The sequence below is a fragment of the Clostridium sp. genome, assembly GCF_051278035.1.
Lineage (GTDB): Bacteria > Bacillota > Clostridia > Clostridiales > Clostridiaceae > Clostridium_AD.
Window position 1 is genome coordinate 1 of the sequence record NZ_JBNMNU010000071.1, and the last position, 20,998, is coordinate 20,998.

18 protein-coding genes and 1 pseudogene are annotated in these 20,998 nt (G+C 32.2%); 9 read left to right on the forward strand and 10 right to left on the reverse strand.

Annotation, left to right across the window (positions count from 1 at the left end):
• The first annotated feature begins 204 nt into the window (after positions 1-204).
• Positions 205-2,151 carry a ferrous iron transport protein B gene (gene feoB, locus ACJAX4_RS11875; RefSeq protein ID WP_435789673.1) on the forward strand — a complete coding sequence of 649 codons (1,947 nt, stop codon included), beginning with the start codon at positions 205-207 and terminating at the stop codon, positions 2,149-2,151.
• Position 2,152: 1 nt separating this feature from the next.
• Positions 2,153-2,290 carry a FeoB-associated Cys-rich membrane protein gene (locus ACJAX4_RS11880; RefSeq protein ID WP_435789674.1) on the forward strand — a complete coding sequence of 46 codons (138 nt, stop codon included), beginning with the start codon at positions 2,153-2,155 and terminating at the stop codon, positions 2,288-2,290.
• A gap of 135 nt (positions 2,291-2,425) precedes the next feature.
• On the opposite strand, the gene ACJAX4_RS11885 is transcribed toward ACJAX4_RS11880, so the two are convergent.
• The 3 genes from ACJAX4_RS11885 to ACJAX4_RS11895 all read right to left on the reverse strand — a co-directional run bounded on the left by ACJAX4_RS11885 (position 2,426) and on the right by ACJAX4_RS11895 (position 5,646).
• Positions 2,426-3,178, reverse strand: coding sequence for an NYN domain-containing protein (locus tag ACJAX4_RS11885; RefSeq protein ID WP_435789675.1), 753 nt, complete (start codon positions 3,176-3,178; stop codon positions 2,426-2,428).
• Between the two features lie 168 nt (positions 3,179-3,346).
• Positions 3,347-4,516, reverse strand: coding sequence for an AI-2E family transporter (locus ACJAX4_RS11890; protein WP_435789676.1), 1,170 nt, complete (start codon positions 4,514-4,516; stop codon positions 3,347-3,349).
• Positions 4,517-4,539: 23 nt separating this feature from the next.
• Entirely contained in the window at positions 4,540-5,646 is a 1,107-nt protein-coding gene (locus ACJAX4_RS11895) for an alanine racemase (RefSeq protein WP_435789677.1), read from the reverse strand.
• A 305-nt stretch (positions 5,647-5,951) separates the two neighbouring features.
• Between ACJAX4_RS11895 and ACJAX4_RS11900 the strand changes: the two genes are divergently transcribed.
• The 3 genes from ACJAX4_RS11900 to ACJAX4_RS11910 are packed head-to-tail and all read left to right on the forward strand — an operon-like array spanning position 5,952 to position 7,905.
• Positions 5,952-6,329: a GntR family transcriptional regulator gene (locus ACJAX4_RS11900; RefSeq protein WP_435789678.1), complete on the forward strand. Its 378-nt coding sequence runs from the start codon at positions 5,952-5,954 to the stop codon at positions 6,327-6,329.
• Positions 6,316-7,179, forward strand: a complete 864-nt coding sequence (locus ACJAX4_RS11905) for an ATP-binding cassette domain-containing protein (protein ID WP_435789679.1) — start codon at positions 6,316-6,318, stop codon at positions 7,177-7,179. Before ACJAX4_RS11900 ends, ACJAX4_RS11905 begins: the two co-directional genes overlap by 14 nt.
• Positions 7,180-7,191: 12 nt before the next feature.
• Positions 7,192-7,905 carry a hypothetical protein gene (locus tag ACJAX4_RS11910; RefSeq protein WP_435789680.1) on the forward strand — a complete coding sequence of 238 codons (714 nt, stop codon included), beginning with the start codon at positions 7,192-7,194 and terminating at the stop codon, positions 7,903-7,905.
• Positions 7,906-8,037: 132 nt separating this feature from the next.
• Here the strand turns inward: ACJAX4_RS11910 and ACJAX4_RS11915 are convergent, their stop codons facing one another.
• Together ACJAX4_RS11915 and ACJAX4_RS11920 are read right to left on the reverse strand one after the other, a co-directional pair.
• On the reverse strand, positions 8,038-10,944 hold the full coding sequence (locus ACJAX4_RS11915) for an EAL domain-containing protein (RefSeq protein WP_435789681.1): 2,907 nt from the start codon (positions 10,942-10,944) through the stop codon (positions 8,038-8,040).
• Positions 10,945-11,107: 163 nt separating this feature from the next.
• A complete protein-coding gene (locus ACJAX4_RS11920; RefSeq protein ID WP_435789682.1) occupies positions 11,108-11,686 on the reverse strand; it encodes an HDIG domain-containing metalloprotein in 579 nt (192 codons plus the stop codon).
• Positions 11,687-12,070: 384 nt separating this feature from the next.
• Here ACJAX4_RS11920 and ACJAX4_RS11925 point away from each other — a divergent pair, with 384 nt between their 5' ends.
• Entirely contained in the window at positions 12,071-12,700 is a 630-nt protein-coding gene (locus tag ACJAX4_RS11925; RefSeq protein WP_435789683.1) for an ABC transporter ATP-binding protein, read from the forward strand.
• A gap of 2 nt (positions 12,701-12,702) precedes the next feature.
• Positions 12,703-13,488 (forward strand): ABC transporter permease, encoded by a 786-nt coding sequence (locus tag ACJAX4_RS11930; RefSeq protein ID WP_435789684.1) that lies wholly within the window; start codon positions 12,703-12,705, stop codon positions 13,486-13,488.
• A 74-nt stretch (positions 13,489-13,562) separates the two neighbouring features.
• Here the strand turns inward: ACJAX4_RS11930 and gndA (ACJAX4_RS11935) are convergent, their stop codons facing one another.
• The 5 genes and pseudogenes from gndA (ACJAX4_RS11935) to ACJAX4_RS11955 all read right to left on the reverse strand — a co-directional run.
• Entirely contained in the window at positions 13,563-14,978 is a 1,416-nt protein-coding gene (gene gndA, locus ACJAX4_RS11935; RefSeq protein WP_435789685.1) for an NADP-dependent phosphogluconate dehydrogenase, read from the reverse strand.
• 181 nt (positions 14,979-15,159) lie between these two features.
• A complete protein-coding gene (gene fsa / locus ACJAX4_RS11940) occupies positions 15,160-15,807 on the reverse strand; it encodes a fructose-6-phosphate aldolase (RefSeq protein WP_435789686.1) in 648 nt (215 codons plus the stop codon).
• 33 nt (positions 15,808-15,840) lie between these two features.
• Positions 15,841-17,262, reverse strand: a complete 1,422-nt coding sequence (gene gndA, locus ACJAX4_RS11945; protein ID WP_435789687.1) for an NADP-dependent phosphogluconate dehydrogenase — start codon at positions 17,260-17,262, stop codon at positions 15,841-15,843.
• An 18-nt stretch (positions 17,263-17,280) separates the two neighbouring features.
• Complete coding sequence (locus ACJAX4_RS11950; RefSeq protein ID WP_435789690.1) at positions 17,281-18,132, reverse strand: FGGY-family carbohydrate kinase; 852 nt, start codon at positions 18,130-18,132, stop codon at positions 17,281-17,283.
• Positions 18,124-18,798 (reverse strand): annotated as a pseudogene (locus tag ACJAX4_RS11955) (FGGY family carbohydrate kinase); the annotation flags it as partial. The pseudogene ACJAX4_RS11955 and the gene ACJAX4_RS11950, both read right to left, overlap by 9 nt.
• Before the next feature lie 236 nt (positions 18,799-19,034).
• Between ACJAX4_RS11955 and ACJAX4_RS11960 the strand changes: the two are divergent.
• A complete protein-coding gene (locus ACJAX4_RS11960; RefSeq protein WP_435789688.1) occupies positions 19,035-19,571 on the forward strand; it encodes an RNA polymerase sigma factor in 537 nt (178 codons plus the stop codon).
• Between the two features lie 18 nt (positions 19,572-19,589).
• Complete coding sequence (locus ACJAX4_RS11965; RefSeq protein ID WP_435789689.1) at positions 19,590-20,969, forward strand: DUF4179 domain-containing protein; 1,380 nt, start codon at positions 19,590-19,592, stop codon at positions 20,967-20,969.
• Positions 20,970-20,998 lie beyond the last annotated feature (29 nt).

Here is a 20,998-nt window from a genome sequence, read left to right on the forward strand (position 1 = left end):
TAACTAACATTGATATAATTGTACTCACAATGACACCTTCCTTTTGGGATTTTTGTTGAGTTAGATACAACAATTATATCAGAAAAGAGGGGGTCATTGCTTTTTTACGTTAAAAACAGCTAAAACCATGCAATAGCAAGGATTTAGATATATAAAAACAAAGATAGTGTTTACACTATCTCAAAATGAGAGGGGGAAGTTACTATGAAAATTGCATTAGCAGGAAATCCAAATTCAGGTAAAACCACGCTTTACAATGGTATTACAGGAAAAACAGAGCATGTAGGAAACTGGTCTGGTGTTACAGTAGCAAAAAAGGAAGCAGTTCTTAAGAAAAAATATAATTCTAAAGGACTTGATGTTATAGTCGTTGACCTTCCGGGTACATATTCCATTTCACCATTTACCGGTGAAGAAGCAATTACTAGAGACTTTATCTTAGACGAAGCACCGGATGTAATTATTAATATTGTTGATGGAGCCAACATTAGTAGGAGTTTGTTTTTTACAACACAACTACTAGAACTCGGAGTTCCAGTAGTCATTGCTCTTAATAAAAGTGACATTATATCCAAAAGAGGAGATGTTATAGACCAAACACTTTTAAGTAAAGCATTAAACTGTAAGGTTATTGCTACTACTGCAACATCAGAAGATGGATTATTAAATTTAATTAATGAATCTGTAAGGCTAGGGCAAGAGAAGAAATCTCAGATTGCATCAAATTTTGAAGATAAAGATTCAGATATTGCAAGGCAAACATTTGTTTCAGAAATCATTCAAAAATGTTTGGTTAAAAAAATAGATTCGAGCAAAATCACATTATCTGATAAAGTAGATAGAATTGTTGCTCACAAATGGCTAGGTATACCTATATTTTTCATGATTATGTGGGCCGTTTTTTCGTTTTCTATTGAAGGTCTGGGTGGATATCTATCAGGGTACTTTAATGATGTAGTATTTGGAGAAATTGTTCCAAATGCAGTGAATGGTTTTTTAGATGGTCTCGGTGTTAATTCTTTATTGCAAGCACTTATAGTAGATGGAGCCATTGGTGGCGTTGGCGCTGTTATAGGATTTCTACCTCTGGTTATGGTATTATTCTTCTGCTTATCACTACTTGAAGACTGTGGATATATGGCTAGAGTAGCTGTGATAATGGATCGCTTTTTCAAAAAAATAGGCCTTTCTGGTAAGTCTATTATACCAATGATTGTTGGTTCTGGTTGCGCCATTCCCGGGGTTATGGCAACAAGAACAATTGAAGATATTAATGAGCGGAGAATGACTACAATACTTACTCCTTTTGTACCTTGTGGTGCTAAACTCCCTATTATAGCCCTGTTCGTGGCTGTATTTTTTCCTGGGAACGCCTGGGTTGGACCCAGTATGTATCTTATTGCAATTACAATGATTGTAATTGGAGGGCTACTTCTAAAGAAAATTTTTGTATGGGACAACTCTTCTCAATTTATTATGGAACTTCCTGATTATAAATTGCCTAGCTTAAAATATGCTTTTAATCAAATGATAGATAAAGCAAAAGCATTTATTTATAAAGCTGCAACAATTGTACTTGTATGTAATACGCTTGTATGGTTCGCTCAGGCATATAGCTGGAATTTAAGTCCTGTAGAAGATCAAAGTTTAAGTATACTTGCATCAGTTGGATCATTTATTTCTCCAATTTTCATTCCTCTTGGATTTGTTGGATGGCAGCTTGCAGCTGCAGCGATAACAGGCTTTATCGCCAAAGAAAATATTGTTGCTACTTTTGCTGTACTTTTAGTTGTCACTTCAGAAGAAGCGCTTCATTTACCTGGAGGTGTTTTAACACAATTTTTCACCCCAGTGACAGCTTTTGCTTATCTCGTTTTTAATCTTTTTACTCCACCTTGTTTTGCAGCAATTGGAGCTATGAATTCAGAAATGGGTTCGATTGAATGGCTATTTAAAGCTCTAGCTTTCCAATTTAGCGTTGGTTACATTTTAGCAATGCTAGTTAACCAAGTCGGTTCACTTGTAATATATGGTACACCTGCAGCAGGTTTTATACCAGCTATAGTTATAGCCGTAATTACTACAGTTTTTCTTGTTACAATTATTAAAAAAGCGGATTCTAAACGCGCTGAGTTAGGAGTTGAAATGTAATATGGTGAATGTAATAGTCGGTCTAGTTTTTGCATGTGTTATAATATTTGCTTTTAGAAAAGTTTATAGTGACACCAAAAATAATAAATGCAGTTGTGGTAGCAGCTGTTCTGATAAAAGTAAGTGCAACAAGCACTAAAATTAATTTGATATCAACTAAACAAAAATGACTACGAAATATAAGCTGAATTAGCTTTTTCGTAGTCATTTTTTCGAGTTTTATATTTTTATATAATGAATAATGTACATTTCAACTATAATGACTCAAAAAATATTATTCCTTATTCCTAATATATTTAAGACTTATACTTGGATTACTAGTTTTGGTCGATCTAATTTCAAACTGATTTAAAGATGCTACAAAAGGTGTAAGCTTTGTATACCCATAGTTTCTAGTATCAAAATCTGGATACCGCTTATTAAGTGTGCTTCCAAGTTCTCCTAAAAATGCCCAACCGTCTTCATCTGAAATCTCAGTTATAATAGTTTTAATAGCCTCTACTAATTCATGTGAACTCGCCATGCTAAGTTTTGTTTCTTCTTGTATTTGTGCTCCTTTAACATTAGTAGGTTCACCTTGCTTTGTAGCCATTGAAGCTAATACTTCAAGATATTTGAATTTTTCACAAGCTGAGATAAACGGCGTAGGAGTTTTTCTTTCTCCCATTCCAATAACATACATACCAGCTTCACGAAGGCGTGCTGCTAGTTTAGTAAAATCACTGTCACTAGATACAATGCAAAATCCATCCACATTATTAGAATACAGAATATCCATGGCATCAATTATAAGAGCTGCATCCGTTGAATTTTTGCCAGTGGTATAGCTGTATTGCTGTATTGGGCTTATAGAATAATTAAGTAATACGTTTTTCCATGATGATAGCTGAGGTTTAGTCCAATCTCCATATATTCTTTTATATGTAGGTGTTCCGTGATTTGAAATCTCATCAATGATAAATCTTATATATTTATCAGATACATTGTCAGCATCAATAAGTACAGCAATTTTTTTATCCTTTTCCATGTTTATCTCCTTTAATCCCTAATCTATTTAACCTATTTTAAAATGACTCTATTATCCATTTACTTAAAATAAATCACTCTATTATAACATTCTACAAAATTGTAAATATCCCTTCTTTATTCGTGAAATCAATCTAATGATATATAATTATCTCATTCATTTATAACCTTAAACTTCACTGCTTTCCTGTTGCTGCTCCTGATGCTTTATTAACATCTTTGTTAAGAATAGTTTTATTATACCTGCAATCGGTACAGATATAAGCATTCCAAGTATACCAGCCATTGTACCACCTATTGTTATTGCCATAATTACAAATATTGGATTAAGGCCCATGCTATCTCCTACAATTTTAGGAGATATAACTGCACCATCGAGCTGTTGAACAGCAAGAAGTAGAAGTACTGCCCAAAGAGCCATGATAGGGTTTGGGCTGAGTAGACCAATAATAACCGCCGGAACACAACCAATTAGTGGACCAACATAAGGTATAACATTAGCTATTCCTGCAGTAAACCCAATAAGGAAAGCAAAATCAAGACCCATAATTGATAGTCCGATACTACTAATTAAACCAACTATTAACCCAACAAGCAGTTGCCCTCTTATAAAATTTGACACAATATCATTAATTTCAAAAATAGTTTTATTAAACTTCTTTAATTTGTCTTTCTTAACTAGAACCCTCATGGAACTCATATATAAGTTTTTAAAATATTCATGGTCCTTTAATAAATAAAAGGAAATAAATATGCCAATAAAACTATTAAAAATGCTACTTCCAAGTTCTGTAGATATTTTAATAATACTATTTATAGACACTGATAGATAGGGGGCTATTTGGCTTACAGCATTTGTTAAATACCCCTTTATATCCCCAGAGAGTCCACTCTGCGTAATCTTTATGTCAATGTAATCAAATAGTTCATTATATCGCTTTACATATGAGCTGATAGTAGTAAACATACCTGACAATGTTTTATTGTCACTAATTTGCCCTCCAATCATTGCATAAATACTATAAATAAGTAAAACAAATACTAAAATTACTACTATATACGTTAGTATGACACTAAACAAATGGGGCTTATATTTCAGTTTTATACGATCAACTAAAACTGAATTTAAAAATCGTGATAATGGATATAGTAAATATGCAATTATAATACCTATAATAAGAGGGGAAATTATTAAAACCAAAGCACCTATTACACTAAATGCACTGCTGAAAAGTTGTCCGAAATTAAAGACTACATTGTAACTAATAAAAACTAAAGTTGCTGTTAAAGCAACATATAATACATATTTAAGATATATTCTATCAAATCTTCCTTGCATAATTAAATTTCTCCTCGCTAATTTTATATTAATTTTTTTGTTATACCTAAATACCCACTTAAATACATCATTGGTGGATAGTACATTAAAAAAGACAATATGTCGCCTAGTTTAGTTTCAATGCCACAATCTTCAATATCTATAATTAAGTGATCAGAACTACTTCCTACAATTTTAACACCCTGTTTTTGTGGAATTAATTTATCGTGTGATCCAAAATCCTGTTTGCCCACTGCAAGTAATGCTCTTTTTCTTATCCCGCTATCCGCGTAGGTTGGTATATTTCCAAATGCATCGATAAATATTTTTCCAATAGGATGTGTAGGTTTATTTTTTATCTCCACTACCTGAGCTTTCAGCACAAAAGTATCCTTATGCAAATGACTCATATCATATCCCCAAAATTCTTCTAAATCCTGTGCTAATAATATACCTTCGCCTATTCTTAAGTTATTTACTCTTTTAGGCATTTTCTCATCTATTATTAGTGGCAATGAACTTGTAGCCCCTCCCGAAATTATTTCAAGTTTCCTATTTATTTTACTTTCAATTATTTCAGCAACCTGGCAAAGTCTTCCTAAATTCTCCTCTGTAGGTTTTATTGCTCCATAACATCCTAAATTTGTTCCAACTCCATAAAGCTGAACATTTTTAAGATGGTTTTCTACATATACCGCTAAGTTAATAAATTCTTCCTCATCCATAAGCCCTTCTCTTAAATCACCTAGGTCTAGCATTAGGATAACCTTATGTTTTTTTTCTTGCACTTCACATTCTCTTTCAATTCTATCCAACGTTTCTAGTTCGGAATTTAGACTAATAGAAGCAAATTTCACCAATTCTTCTATTTCACTAAACATTGGAATTCTAATCATCATAAGTGGTTTATCTATTCCATACTCCGCAAGCTTAATTATTTGATCCATTCTTGAACTCGCTATATAGCTACACCCAGCTCTCGCAAATTGTTCTACGACCTCTGGTATTGCATTGAATCCTTTAACTACTCCCGCCACACTTATTCCCTTCGCACTACATAAGTCAACCATATGTTTTATATTTTCTTGTACCTTTTTCAAGTTAATTTCAAGTGTTGGATATTTCTCATTTGAATAAGTTTTCTGCTCCATATATTTTTCCCCCTTACTGCAATTAACTAATTGATATACTAATGTTTATTAACCTATTAATAGTATATCCCATAATAGGGATAATTTAAACAGTAGTGTACTCTGCCTTATAAAATATTCAATTTTACTTTGGGGTACGGCAAACAATTCGTGTAAAAAACAGCCACAAGTGTAGATGCTCTTGTTTTATTTATTTGTCTTGACATTTATTTTCTTATGCTATATAGTTAGTTGCATAAGCGACTAACCAATTGACAAGGTAATTATACTATATAATAATATTATGAATATGAGGTGGTGTTTAAATGCAACTTAATATGAGTGGTGAGAAACCCATTTTCCTGCAATTTGCTGAAGAACTTGAAAATAATATACTCAAAGGCATATTTGAGGAAGAGACGCAAATCCCCTCTACTACAGAGGTAGCGATTAAGTTTAAAATAAATCCAGCCACCGCAAACCGCGGCGTAAACCTTCTCGTGGACGAGGATATCATATATAAAAAGCGTGGCATTGGAATGTTTGTGAGCACTGGAGCAAGGGATAAAATAATATCCAAACGGAAAAACGTTTTTTATGAAAGCTATATATTATCTCTTTTAGACGAAGCTAAAAACTTAAATATCAGCAAAGGTGAAATTATTGCCTTAATAGAAAGGGGTTGCCATAATGAGCAGGATTGAAATTAAAAATATATCAAAATGTTTCAATAAAACAATCGCATTAGAAAATGTCTCTTTAACTCTTGAGCCCAATAAAATATATGGACTTATGGGCCGGAACGGTGCAGGTAAAACTACACTTTTAAATATTATAACTAACAAACTTTTCGCAAGTTCAGGAGAGATACTAATTGATGGTGAAACAGCGGTGGATAATGATAATGCACAGGGTAAGATTTTCTCTATGAATGAGAAAAATGTATATCCAGAGTATATGAGGGTTAAGGAAGGTTTCAAATGGACAATGGAGTTTTATCCTAATTTCAATATGACGTATGCCTATGAGCTTGCAACTAATTTTAAACTTGACGTAAATAAAAAAATAAAAAGTCTTTCAACTGGTTATAATTCAATTTTCAAATTGATACTTGCACTAGCTTCAGGAGCCTCTATAATTTTATTTGATGAACCAGTATTAGGACTTGACGCAAACAACAGAGAATTTTTTTACAAGGAACTCATTAAAAATTATAGTGAGCAGCCAAAGACCATTGTAATATCTACTCACTTGATTGACGAAATCGAGGACATTTTGGAAGACATAATTATTATTAAGGATGCTAAAATCGTACTTGCAGAGCCCGTAGACAAAGTTTTGCAACTAGGATATACAGTGTCTGGTGATGCCAAAAATGTTGAAGTGTTCACAAAGGGTAGAAATATTATTAGGGAGGAAACAATCGGAAATTTAAAAATGACTACCATATATCAAAACCGCGATAACAAAGATAAAGAGGTTACTAAAGAGTTAGGTCTTGAAATAGCATCTGTAGGACTACAAGAATTAATTATCAGTCTAACCAATTCTTAAGGAGGTACAATTATGAATAATATTTTCAGAGCTACAAAATATCAGCTAATGACGTTTAAATTACAAGGTTTGATGTGCCTTTCAATTATAGCTTTAAATATTTTAATATCAATGACTGCAACCTATTTGTTTCCAGGATCTGGTGTCGTTGCAGGAAGTAGTGACTTGATAGCTTTTATATTTATATTCATTCTTGGAATTAAAATTTTTATAACTAGCTTTAAATTTATGCTAGCAAATGGTGTTTCACGAAAGAGCTTATTTTGGGCTAATGTGCTCTCGATGGCAATTGTATCTATAGCTTGGGCAGTAATTCTTACACTGATACTTTCTATAATAAGTAGAATGAATATAAAGGTTTTTGTCCTCTATACCCTGTTTTATAATAATTATAGCGTTATAGCTACCATTGTTTGGTTTAGTACTATATTTTACCTACTTGTGGTAATCGGTTGGTTTATAAGCATGGCTTATTATCGAAGTAGTAAACTAATGTCTTATCTAATTTCCTTTGCGCCTTTTGTTCTTTCAGGTCTACTTATAATCATAAATCAATCAACCAACGGAAAACTCTTTGAATCCATTATAAAATTTATTGTAGCAGCCATGGGATTTTCGGGAAGCATTCCCAATCCATATATTGCTTCATTTAGCATGTTGCTCTGTACTGCGATTATCTGTGGCTTTAATTATCTACTCATCCGAAAAGCGGAGACAAAGGCATAATTAATGTAGCTTAGACTTATTAATATAACGAAAATTTTATGTTTACCTTGTAAAAAAATCCTACAGAATAGACAAATTATAATAACCATCCAAAGTGAATAAACTTCACCTTGGATGGTTATTTAAAACTTTCTACTCTTTTGTGTTTTTTGATAATAATTTTTCGGTATCCAAAACTGTCAGCGGTTTACTATAGTAATACCCCTGTATATAGTCACATTCCTTTTCTTTAAGTATTGAGAGCTGATTCGCAGTCTCTACCCCTTCTGCTACAACTTTTAGTTCCATACTATGAGCCATTTGAATTATGTTTTTAATTATTGATTCATTTTGTATGTTTGAAGTTATATTATCTATAAAGGATTTATCAATCTTTAAAGTAGATATTGGAATCTTCATTAGATAATTAAGTGATGAATAACCAGTACCAAAATCATCTAATGCAACTCTTATACCCATATTCATCAGTTCTTTTAGTATCTTTATATTAGTTTCAAGCGACTCCATAAGGACTGTCTCCGTAATTTCAAGTTCAACAATATTTGGATTAATCCCTGTATTTTCAAAAATACCTTTAACAGTTTCTAAAAAATCTATCTGATGCATGTCCACCGTCGAAACATTGATACTTATACTCTTGAATCTATAGCCTGCATTAAGCCATTCGACGCTTTGCCGGCAAGCTTCATTGAGTACCCATTTGTCCATTTGTACTATATAGCCTGTTTCTTCCGCTATAGGTATAAATTCTACTGGAGATACAAACCCGAGCTCCACACTATTTAATCTGAGTAGAGCTTCAAAACCAAATATCTCATTTGTTTTTGCATCAAACTGCGGCTGGTAATGGATACTTAGCTCATTGTTTTCAATAGCATTTCGAAGTATTCTATCAATACATGTTTTTCTTTCTAATTTTAGATACATTTCTTCATCAAACCTGGCAAATTGATTCTTACCTAATTCTTTTGCCTTATACATGGCTGAATCAGCATTTTTCAAAATAGTACTTGTGTCGTTTCCATCCTTTGGATAAAACGCCACCCCAATACTTGCTGTAATATACATTTGTTTATTATCAATTTCAAAAGGCTTATCAAATAAAGCTAACAATGCCTTTGCGTAAGAATCTACTTCCTCTTCTTTATAACACGGATGAAGAAGTATAAATTCATCTCCTCCTAGTCTACATATAGTATCTTTTTCATTTATTAAGATTTCCATCTGCTTTGCTAAAAATACTAATAGTTTGTCCCCATAATCATGACCCATAGTATCATTGATATTTTTAAAATTGTCTAAATCTAGAAAAAATACAGCTCCCCCAGAATTTTGGAGCTCTGCAGTATTTAATTGTTGTTTTAGTTTATTCATAAAAAAAGTTCTATTAGGAAGCTTCGTAAGATCATCATAATAAGCCATAAATTTAATTTTCTCTTCCGCGTTTTTTCTATCTGTGATATCTGTAATAGAACCTGCAATCTTAACTGCTTTACCATTTAAGTCTCTTAGTGCCTTGCCTCGATTGGATACCCATATATAGCTACCATCATTAATTTTAATTCTAAATTCTGATTTATAAATAGTAGTTATATTGTTAATATGCTTTCTTAAATCTTTTAAAGCAGTATTCCTATCTTCTATGTGAACAAAATTTTTAATAAAAGATTTTGTATTAAAATTTTTAGTTGGTTTATAACCTGTAATTTCGAATAATTTATCAGAAGCAAAAAAAGTTCCTGATTTTATATCAAATTCCCAAATTGCATCATTTGAACCATCTAAAGCAAGTTGATATCTTTCATCACTAATTGTTAAGGCTTCTTCATTATGTTGAAGTTCGTCATACTGAGCTCTAATCTCTTCCTCTGTTGCTGTTAGTTCTTCGTGTACTGCTGATAGTTCATCATATGTAGAACTAATTCTTTTTAACATCACATTAAATCTAGCCCCTAATTCTCCAAATTCATCATTAGTGTAAATGCCTTTAGCTCTAACTTCATAATTACCATTTTCTGCTTCCTTCATTAGAGATGTTAACTGTGTAATTGGCTTTGTTATGCGTTTTGTCATAATGGATGTAAGAAATATAGTAACTATTAAAACACCTAATGTTACTATAATTATATAAAACTCAGTTTTATTCGCCCATGAAATAAGCTCACTTTTCGGTACAACTGCTGCAATTTTCCAGCCTGTGGTCGGTGAAGAATATACATTAACTAATACCTCACTACCATCTATAATAGTTTCAAACACTGAGTTACTTTCAGTAAGCATCTTATCATAATCCTTAATAGCATATTCTATATTCTTAAAATTTAAGTTAGAATTTGGGTGGGCAAGTATTGTACCATCTTTTGAAAAAATAAATGCATAACCTGTATTCCCCATTTTAATATCACTTATCATTTCAGATAATTTTTCTAAACTTACTTCAAGTCCCATTACTCCTATAACACTTCCCGAAGCATCTTTTATAGTTGATGAAGCACTTATTATTAATGATTTAGTTTCGTGAGATGAAATATATGGGTCAGAGATTACTACCTCACTGGGTTTAGCTAAAGCGCCCTTATACCACGGTCTTACTCTAGGGTCATAACTATTAATAGCGGGACCATCTGGCCACTCGATATAGCCCCCCCACTTTGTTCCAAGATAAACGTATTCAGCATCACTATGTGTTATCCCATAATTTTCAAAGTTTTTATAAATGGTGCTTTCTATGCCTGGTATTTGCTTCGAGTATTTTCTATCCGATTCATTTTTGGACATGTTAAACAATGCCAGTATTGATTCGTCAGATTTTTTTACATCCACAGAAGCTGATAAATAATTAGTATTATCTTTTATTTGTTTAAACATATTAAAAAAAGTATTATCCACTTGTACCATTTGCCTTTCCGTATCAGATTGCATATCATTCTTTAACAAAGTATATATATGGTTATGAGTTATTACTGCTATAGTAATAGAAGTAAATAATATAACCCCTACAAAATATAAAAATAATTTCCATCTAAAAGTGATTTCCATAAATAATACTCCCTTACTGTTTGGGTTTTTAAAATTATTAGTTTATTAAGTATATGTAAATATTGCTTAAATATAGTATATCTTATTTGACAAATTTGAACAAGTTCAAACTATTAGATACCTGCAAATAAAAGCGGCCACCCACATTTAATGTGGGTGGCCTTTAAAGTTCTCCTTTTAAACCAATTTCCTCTGCAACACTCCTCATACCCTTTATGGTTTCAGAAAGTATGTAACTTATATCCATTCCCATTCTTTCCGAACCTAGAAGAACGACATCTCTATTAACACCTGCTGCAAAACTCCTCTGATTAAATTTCTTTTTAACTGATTTCACTTCTAAATCCAATATGCTCTTGCTTGGTCTCATTAGAGCATTTGCTGTTATAAGACCAGTAAGTTCATCAATTGTATACAGAACATTCTCCATTTTATGTATTGGTTCTACATCATTACATATTCCCCATCCGTGACTCTGTACTGCATGTATGTACTCCTCTGGGTAGCTCTCTGCTTCTAATATCTCCCTTGCTTTAGCACAATGTTCACTTGGATACATCTCATAATCTACATCGTGAAGAAGACCAACTATACCCCATTTTTCTACATCTTCATTATTTAGCTTGGCAAAATGTCTCATAACTGCCTCAACAGCTAATCCATGTTTTATCAAACTATCAGTTTTATTGTACTTTTTTAATAACTCAAAAGCCTGTTCCCTTTTAGGAGTTATTTTTTCCATAAGTAAAACCTTCTTTCTTTTATTTAATTATCTTATTTTACCATAAATTATAGCTTATTATGAATAATACTGCTTTAATCTTAAAATCAATTTTAAATTCTTATTTCAATTTGTTCCTTTAGTTCATTAAGCATTCTAAGCCATAACTCATCATTTTTTATAATTCCAGCTGAAAAAGCCTCTCTTAGTACTGCTTTAGGAGAGTTAAGTCCTATAAGTCCTTCATCTTCAAAATAAACCTTTACATCCTCTTAACAAAAAATCGTAATATAATCTCCCTGTCATATATGTTAACATAGTTAAATTATAGCATACTATAATATGCTATAATAAGCCTATTGAAAATACACAATCAAAATATATAAAAAGAAGGAAATTATAATTATGAATAATTTACTATTTAAAGCAAGTCATCTTACTTATAAAGCTAATCTAAGCTATGATAACATAAAAATTAAGCGTGGTAAGATTAATTTTATTGTTGGTGAGAGTGGCTGTGGTAAAAGCACTTTTTTAAAGTTATTAAATCAGTCCATAAATCCAGTTTCTGGTGAATTATTATATAATGGTACAGCTCTTGATGACTATAATTCCATTTCTCTAAGACGTGAGGTCAGTCTAGTTTCTGCAGATCCTTTCCTCTTTGATGAGAGTATTTTAGATAATTTCAAAACATTTTATTCAATAAGAGAATTACCTATGCCTAAAATTGATTATATAAGTTACATTACTCAGCTTTGCTGTGTAAATGTGCCACTTGACCAAAGTGCCTCTACTCTTTCTAGTGGCGAGCGTCAAAGAGTTTATATAGCTATTTTCTTATCATTATGCCCGAAAGTCCTATTATTGGACGAGCCAACTTCAGCATTAGATGAAAAAAACAGCCATAAAGTTATGAGGAATATAATAAATTTCTGTAAAGAAACGGATATTGATGTTGTAGTTGTAAGTCATGATAAAAATATTGTGGATGAGTTTTGCGAAAATAAAATCGAAATAACTAAGGAGTTTTAGATATGCAAGGAGCAGTTACACTGAATATTTTTAAGTTTTCGCTTATTTATTTACTGTTAATTATAGTACTTATAATAATGAAAAAATCAAAGGTTAATCAAACAAAACTACTTTTAATTGCAAGTATAAGAATGTCAGTTCAACTTATAATGGTAGGTTATATACTCCAATATGTATTTAGTAATCCAAAACCTATATTTACAATAATATTTTTATTACTTATGCTAATATTTTCTATTCATAGAGTAATTAAAAGTAAAAAAGACTTAAACCTAAAGTTTAAAATTGCAATTGGAGCTTCTTTAACCTTCTCAGGGCTCTTCGTTTTAGTTTTCTTTGTAACTGTTGTTGTTAATAAATCCATATTCAATCCTCAATACACTATCCCACTGGCTGGTATGATTATAGGTAACGCTATGACCGGAGTAAACATTGCAATAAAAACTTTTATGGATGACTTAAGCAAAGAAAAAAGTAAAATTAGTACACTACTAAATTTAGGAGTGGAACCTAAAGATATTTTGCAACCTTTTGCTAATAATGCGTTGCAAACCGCCTTAATTCCAACCATAAATTCCATGCTGGGAATGGGTATAATCTTTTTACCTGGAATGATGACTGGGCAAATATTATCTGGAACACTACCTACCACCGCTATTATGTACCAGATAGCCATTATGATTGCAATTTGTACTTCTGTTTGTATTACAGTCTTCTTATCTCTAAACTTAGGATATAAGTCCCTATATAATGATAAGAAGCAATTTTTAGCGTGGACAGAGGGTTAATTTGAGAATAAAAACTTATTAATCCAAAAAAATTAATCTGCAGTGTAAACTGCAGATCTTATTATTATCTGTTTTTATTTCTTATCAGTTACCCATTCATGATGAAATATTCCCTCTTTGTCTGTTCTTTCAAATGTATGAGCACCAAAATAATCTCTTTGTGCCTGTAGTAGGTTTGCTGGAAGCTTCTCACTTCTATAACTATCATAATACATTATTGCACTGGCTAATCCTTGCACTGGAACACCTAAATTCACAGCCGTGGACACAACGCAGCGTAAGTCCTTTTGGTAACTCTGAAGGATATCCTTAAAATATGAGTCTAGCATTAAATTTTTAATACTAGCATCTTTTACGTAAGCCTGACTTATTTTATTGAGGAACTGAGCTCGAATAATGCACCCACCCCTAAATATTTTAGCGATTTCACCATACTTAAGGTCCCAACCATATTCCTCTGCCGCAGCTTTCATAAGTGCAAATCCCTGTGCATATGCACATATTTTACTTGCGTAAAGTGCTTTTCTTACAGATTCTATAAACTCATTTATATTTCCCAAAAATTTCGTTTCAGGACCTTTCAAAATATCACTTGCCATTACTCGTTCATCTTTTAATGAAGAAATACAACGTGCAAAGACCGCCTCTGTTATTGTAGGAATCGGTACAGCTAAATCTAGAGCGCTTTGACTAGTCCATTTGCCAGTTCCCTTTTGACCTGCTTTATCTAAAATAATATCAACCATGTCTTCCCCAGACTCGCTATCCTTTTGTGCAAATATTTCACTAGTTATTTCTATTAGATAGCTATCAAGCTCACCCCTATTCCATTCTGCAAAAACATCATGAAGCTGGTCATTGGATAGACCTACTACTCCTTTTAAAAGTGCATAAGCCTCACCAATTAGCTGCATATCTGCATACTCAATGCCATTATGAACCATCTTCACATAATGTCCTGCACCACTGTCACCAATATAAGTACAGCAAGGCTCTCCATTTACTTTTGCAGCTATAGCTGTAAAAATGGGTTCCACAATCTTATATGCATCAATTTGACCACCCGGCATAATTGCGGGACCTTTTAAAGCTCCCTCTTCTCCACCAGAAACCCCTGCGCCTATAAATTTAAAGCCGAGACCTTCAAGCTTCTTGCTTCGACCTATTGTATCCATGAAAAACGAATTTCCACCATCAATTAATATGTCACCCTTCGATATATATGGTATTAATTCCTCTATAACCTCATCAACAGGTTTTCCCGCTTTAACCATAATTAGTATTTTCCTTGGGATCTCTAGAGAATTTACGAACTCTTCTATAGAATATGTACCCACAACATTTTTTTCTTTTGCCTCTATAATCAACTTATCTGTCCTGATTCTGTTTCTGTTATAGACTGAAACTGAAAACCCTTTGCTTTCAACATTTAAGGCTAGATTTTTACCCATGACACCCATACCCATAACTCCAAATTGCTGTTTATTCATAATTTACAATCCTCCTTACAGTAATACCTATAAACTTCTCAAAGTTTTGTTTTGTTTATTATACACTTAAACCACTAAAACAAGTACAAATATTTGTTATTGTTTTATAGAGATTATAAAACAAACCTGCAGTCTAAAATATAAACTGCAGGTATCATAAGTATCTATAATTTTCGCTACTTTAAAGATTAAATGTGTTATTCCAATCCTTAAGAAATTTTTCTATACCACTATCGGTTAGTGGGTGCTTAATCATTGCTTTAATTACGTTTACAGGAACAGTCGCAATATGAGAACCAGCTCTAGCAGCAGCTACCACATGTAAAGGACTCCTTATGCTTGCAGCTATGATTTCCGTGGAAATATTATGGATCTCAAATATATCCACAATAGTTTCTATTAGTTCTAACGAATTCGTTGCTATGTCATCAAGTCTTCCAAGGAATGGACTAACATAAGTGGCTCCTGCCCTAGCAGCAAGTAGAGCTTGTGCTGCAGTAAATATAAGGGTTACATTTGTGTGTATTCCTTCACTAGTCAAAATCTTTACTGCTTTAAGTCCTTCTCCTGTCATAGGAATTTTAACGATCATGTTTTTATGGATCTTAGAAATTACACGTCCCTCTTTTACCATTTCTTCAGCTTTTAAGCTTATAACTTCTCCACTTATTGGTCCATCAACTATAGAAGCAATTTCTTTAATTACCTCATTAAAATCTCTACCCTCTTTAGCTATAAGTGATGGATTTGTTGTAACCCCACAAATAACACCCATATCATTTGCTTCTTTAATTTCAGCTACATTTGCTGTGTCTATAAATAATTTCATTACTATCCTCTCCTTTAAATTTATTTTAATTCGCTATTTCTCGTTATTATCATTTACCCACTCATGATGGAATATTCCTTCTTTGTCCGTTCTTTCAAATGTATGAGCACCAAAATAATCTCTTTGTGCTTGTAGTAAGTTTGCTGGAAGGGTTGCACTTCTATAACTGTCATAATACATTATTGCACTAGAAAATCCTTGTACTGGAACGCCTAAATTTATAGCTGTAGACACTACATATCGTAAGTATTTTTGATATTTATGAAGAATATCCTTAAAGTATGAGTCTAGCATTAAGTTGCTAATATTACTATCTTTTACGTAAGCTTCACTAATTTTATTAAGGAACTGAGCACGAATAATACACCCACCTCTAAATATTTTAGCAATTTCACCATATTCAAGTTCCCAATTATACTCCTGCGATGCAGCTTTCATAAGTGCGAATCCTTGTGCATATGAACATATTTTGCTTGCATAAAGAGCCTTTCTTACTGATTCTATAAACTCATCTATGTCGCCCTCAAACTCTGTTTCTGGCCCTTTTAGAATATTACTTGCGAAAACTCTTTCATCTTTTATTGCAGAAATGCATCGTGCAAAAACAGCCTCTGTTATAGTGGGGATTGGAACTCCTAAGTCTAAAGCGCTTTGGCTAGTCCATTTCCCTGTTCCCTTTTGACCCGCTCTATCTAAAATAACATCCACCATGTGTTTTCCAGTATCCTCATCTTTTTGCCCGAAAATCTCACTAGTTATTTCCATTAGATAGCTGTTAAGTTCACCTTTATTCCACTTTGTAAAAACTTCCTGGATCTTCTCATTAGATAAACCACAAACTTCTTTTAAAAGCGCGTATGCCTCACATATAAGTTGCATATCTGCATACTCAATTCCATTATGCACCATTTTCACATATTGTCCTGCTCCATTTTCTCCAATATAAGTACAACAAACTTCTCCATCAATTTTTGCAGCTATTGCTGTAAAAATTGGTTCTACTATTTTATAAGCATCCAGTTGTCCCCCTGGCATAATTGATGGTCCGTTTAAAGCGCCCTCTTCTCCTCCAGATACTCCTGTTCCTATAAACTTAAAACCCAACCCTTCAAGTCTTTTGTTTCTTCGAATAGTATCCATAAAAAACGAATTACCGCCATCAATTAATATGTCACCCTTTGATATATACGGTATTAACTCTTCTATCGCAGCATCTACAGGTTTTCCTGCATTTATCATGATCAATATTTTCCTTGGTGTTTCTAGGGAATTTACGAATTCTTCTAAAGAATATGCTCCCACAATATTTTTTTCTTTTGAATCTTTAATTAACTCATCTATTGCTATTTTGGATCTATCATATACTGAAACTGATAAGCCTCTGCTTTCAACATTTAAAGCTAGATTTTTACCCATGACACCTATGCCTATAACTCCAAATTGTTGTTTACTCATACTATACACTCCTAAATCTTATTTTTGTAATAACCCAATACATGCAAACTCATCTTTTAATTTCAAATATAATCTTTCGTAGATTTCGAAAGTTTTCATATAAACTTCATGATTTTCCATATTGGGCTTATATGTTTTAGATATAGGAACTAATTTTTCTACTTCTTCTATATTATCTATAAGTCCAATTGCCTTCATACCAAGTACTACCGCGCCTAAACATGAGCTTTCATAACTTTCAGCTATTACCACCTTTTTATTAAACATATCTGCTAGCATTTGAACCCAAAGTTCAGACCTAACAAACCCTCCAGTAGCATAAATTGTATCGATGTTACCAGTTGTATCCTCTAAAGCTTTCCCCACACTATAAACTCCAAACATTACTCCTTCTAAAAGTGCTCTTAAGAAATGTTCTCTTTTGTGTGTAATATTTATTCCAAAGAATACGCCCTTTGAGCTTGCATCCCAATGCGGCGCTCTCTCTCCAAGTAAATACGGCAAAAATATTAAACCATTTGCCCCTGCTGGTACCTTCGACGCAACTTCTGTAAGTAATTCATAGGGATCAATACCCATTTCCTTAGACTTCTCTAGTTCTGTTTGGGCAAAATTATCTCTAAACCATCTAAAAATAATCCCTCCATTATTAACAGATCCCCCAAGAACAAAATGATCTTCATTAAGAATATAACTAAAGATTCTTTCACTTTCATCATTCTGTGGTTTATCAGCTATTATTCTTATAGCTCCACTAGTTCCAATTGTAACGGCAGCATCTCCTGGTTTTATGGCATTAGCTCCAAGGTTTGCAAGACAACCATCGCTTGCTCCAATTATAAATGGCATCTGCGCATCAAGACCCATCATATCTGCGTACTTCGTATCCATTCCTCTAAATACCTTTGTTGTGGATACTGGTGTAGATAACTTGTCCTCACTTATTCCTACAACTTCTAATGATTTTTTATTCCATGAGAGCTCGTAAATATCGAACATACCTGTAGCAGATGCAATTGAATAATCCACGACATATTCGCCAAATAACTTAAAGAAAATATATTCTTTAATCGAAATAAATTTATATGTATTTTTAAATACTTCCTTCATATTATCATTCATCCATGCGATCTTTCATAGTGGTGACATTGGATGAATCGGCGTACCCGTTTTCATATATATTTCATGACCTACTTTACTATTTTTTATATTTTGTGAATACTGCGTACTTTTAGTATCTGCCCAAATAATACAATCAGTTAATTTGTCCCCCTTCTCATTTACAGCCATTATACCGTGCATAGCCGAGCTAAAACTTACACCAAGCAGTTTATTATTATTTTTATCATTTTCATTTACTACATATTTAATAGTATTAATTACTGCCTCAAACATCTCCTCAGGATTTTGCTCACTCCATGAAGGATTAGGATTTAAAATAGGATAGCCTATATTACATTTTGATATTACATTTCCGAGTAAATCAAATGCAATAGCTTTAGTACTGGTTGTGCAATATCTAGTCCAATAAAATATTCCATGATATCCTCCTTACCCCTTTTATTAAAGATTTCATCGCAAATTCTGATTTTGTTTCTATTATACTATAATATACCAAAATATATTTAATTACATTAACTAAAAACGTTAATTATTAGAAAACTATTTACTTGTAATTTTATATCTGTTAACTTATAAATAAAAATATTTTTTAATATATGGAACTTTTATAAGCTCTCCATTGTCTTTCTATTATAAGGGGGTTATAAAACATGGACACAATAATATCTTCCAGAGATAATAGCATAACTTATCTTAATGTAGTTAAAGCAAAAAAAGGCGATAATGAAGCCTTCGGAGCGCTTATACATATTAACAAGCTATCAATGTATAGAATTTCTAAAAGCATCCTAAAAAATGAACATGATGTGGAGGATGCTATCGGAGAAACTATTTTAAAGGCATATAAAAATATTTCACATCTTAAAAATAATGATATATTTAAATCTTGGCTTTTTAAAATACTGGTAAACGAATGTTATTCTGCAATTAAGAAGAAAAAAAGAGAAATACTTACTACAGAATTTGATAATTGTGATAATACCTATGAAGACAATTATAAAGATTTTAAACTTATGAACGCAATTAATTCACTAGAAGAAAATAAAAGAATTGCAACAATACTTTTTTATTACGAAGATATGAGCATAAGTATGATTTCAAAAACCTTAGGTATACCTGAAGGAACCGTAAAATCAAGACTAAGCCGTGCAAAGGAAAATCTAAAAGTTTTAGTTGTTAATTTATAATGATTGGGAGGATTTTAAATGGATAAATTTGATATTATACTAAAAGAAAAAGCAAAGCAAGAAACTATGAAATTTGAACTTCCTGTTTCGCTTAATTTAAAGATAGATGCAACCTTAAATAATATTAACCAAAAAAGAGCACCTAAAAAAAGGTCTTATATAGCTGCATCTGTTGCCGCTGCCATTATATTTTCATCTTTTACAGCTGTTTATGGCAAAAATGTTCCCATAGTAAATAAAATAATAGATTTTTTCCAAGGTAACACAACCCTTCATTACAGTGGCGATTTACAGAAATTTGAGAAGTATTCCACTATTATTGGAAAAACTTTGACTGAAAACGGTGTAAATATTACCATAGATAATGTGTCTTGTGATGACAATTTCCTCGTTATTTTTTATAATATAACAGGTGATATAAAAAATATTATCAACACTAATGGTGATATGGAAGTAAGTTATTTTCCCAGCTATAATCTAATAGTTGATGGTAAAAGAAACTATTCAAATAATGACAAAAGAGATGCTTATTTAACATCTGATGGTAATATTAAAGGTATAATAAGGGCCGATATTGGCGGACAAAGCCTACCAGAGAATTTTAAATTAAATCTTCTCTTTAATACTACTAACACTAAAGATTATAACTATGAATTTAAAATGGATATTTCAAAGAAATCAGCTATGAGTAATAGTAAAGTAGTCAATATTAATAAAAAAGCTACTATAAAATATCCTGACAGGGAGCATGCTATAACCGTTGAAAAGGTAGCTCTAACCCCCTTTGGAAATCAAATAGTTATAAGTGAAAAGTTTAAAACACCATCGTTGCCTTTATCCTCGGATAATCATGATGTTGAAATTCCATTTAGCCAATTTGCATTATTTGATGATAAGGGGAATGCTTTAGATGTTATCCCCTTTAATTCCATTACTAGTTCTCTCTCTACTTCTAAAAATAGCTTTGAGTTTGTAAAAGCCAAAAAGGATATAAAATCCCTAACACTTATTCCTATTCGTTATATCAGTGATATAAAAGAAAGAATATCGCCTAACCCAATTAATATAGACAAATTACCTTTAGAACTAAAAATGTCAGGTAAAGGATCACTAATTGTTGATAAAATTGAGTATGGCGACACTGAAACCAGAGTATTCTATACAACCAAAGGTGTTGTACTTCACTACGGTAACTTCTTTTTTGTAGACGATAAAGGTAATAATGTTTATAAAAATGTTGTTATGACTGATAAAGACTTTATATTAGATAGAGAAAGTGGACTTCACGTTGCTGTTTTACCTAAGCTAGAAAAGAATATGAAATACAAGCTTGGATATTATTATGACGAAGAATTTGAATTACTTGAACAATACAAAATAGATATTCCTTTAAATTAAGATGCAGTCAAAAATAACTAGTCAGACAC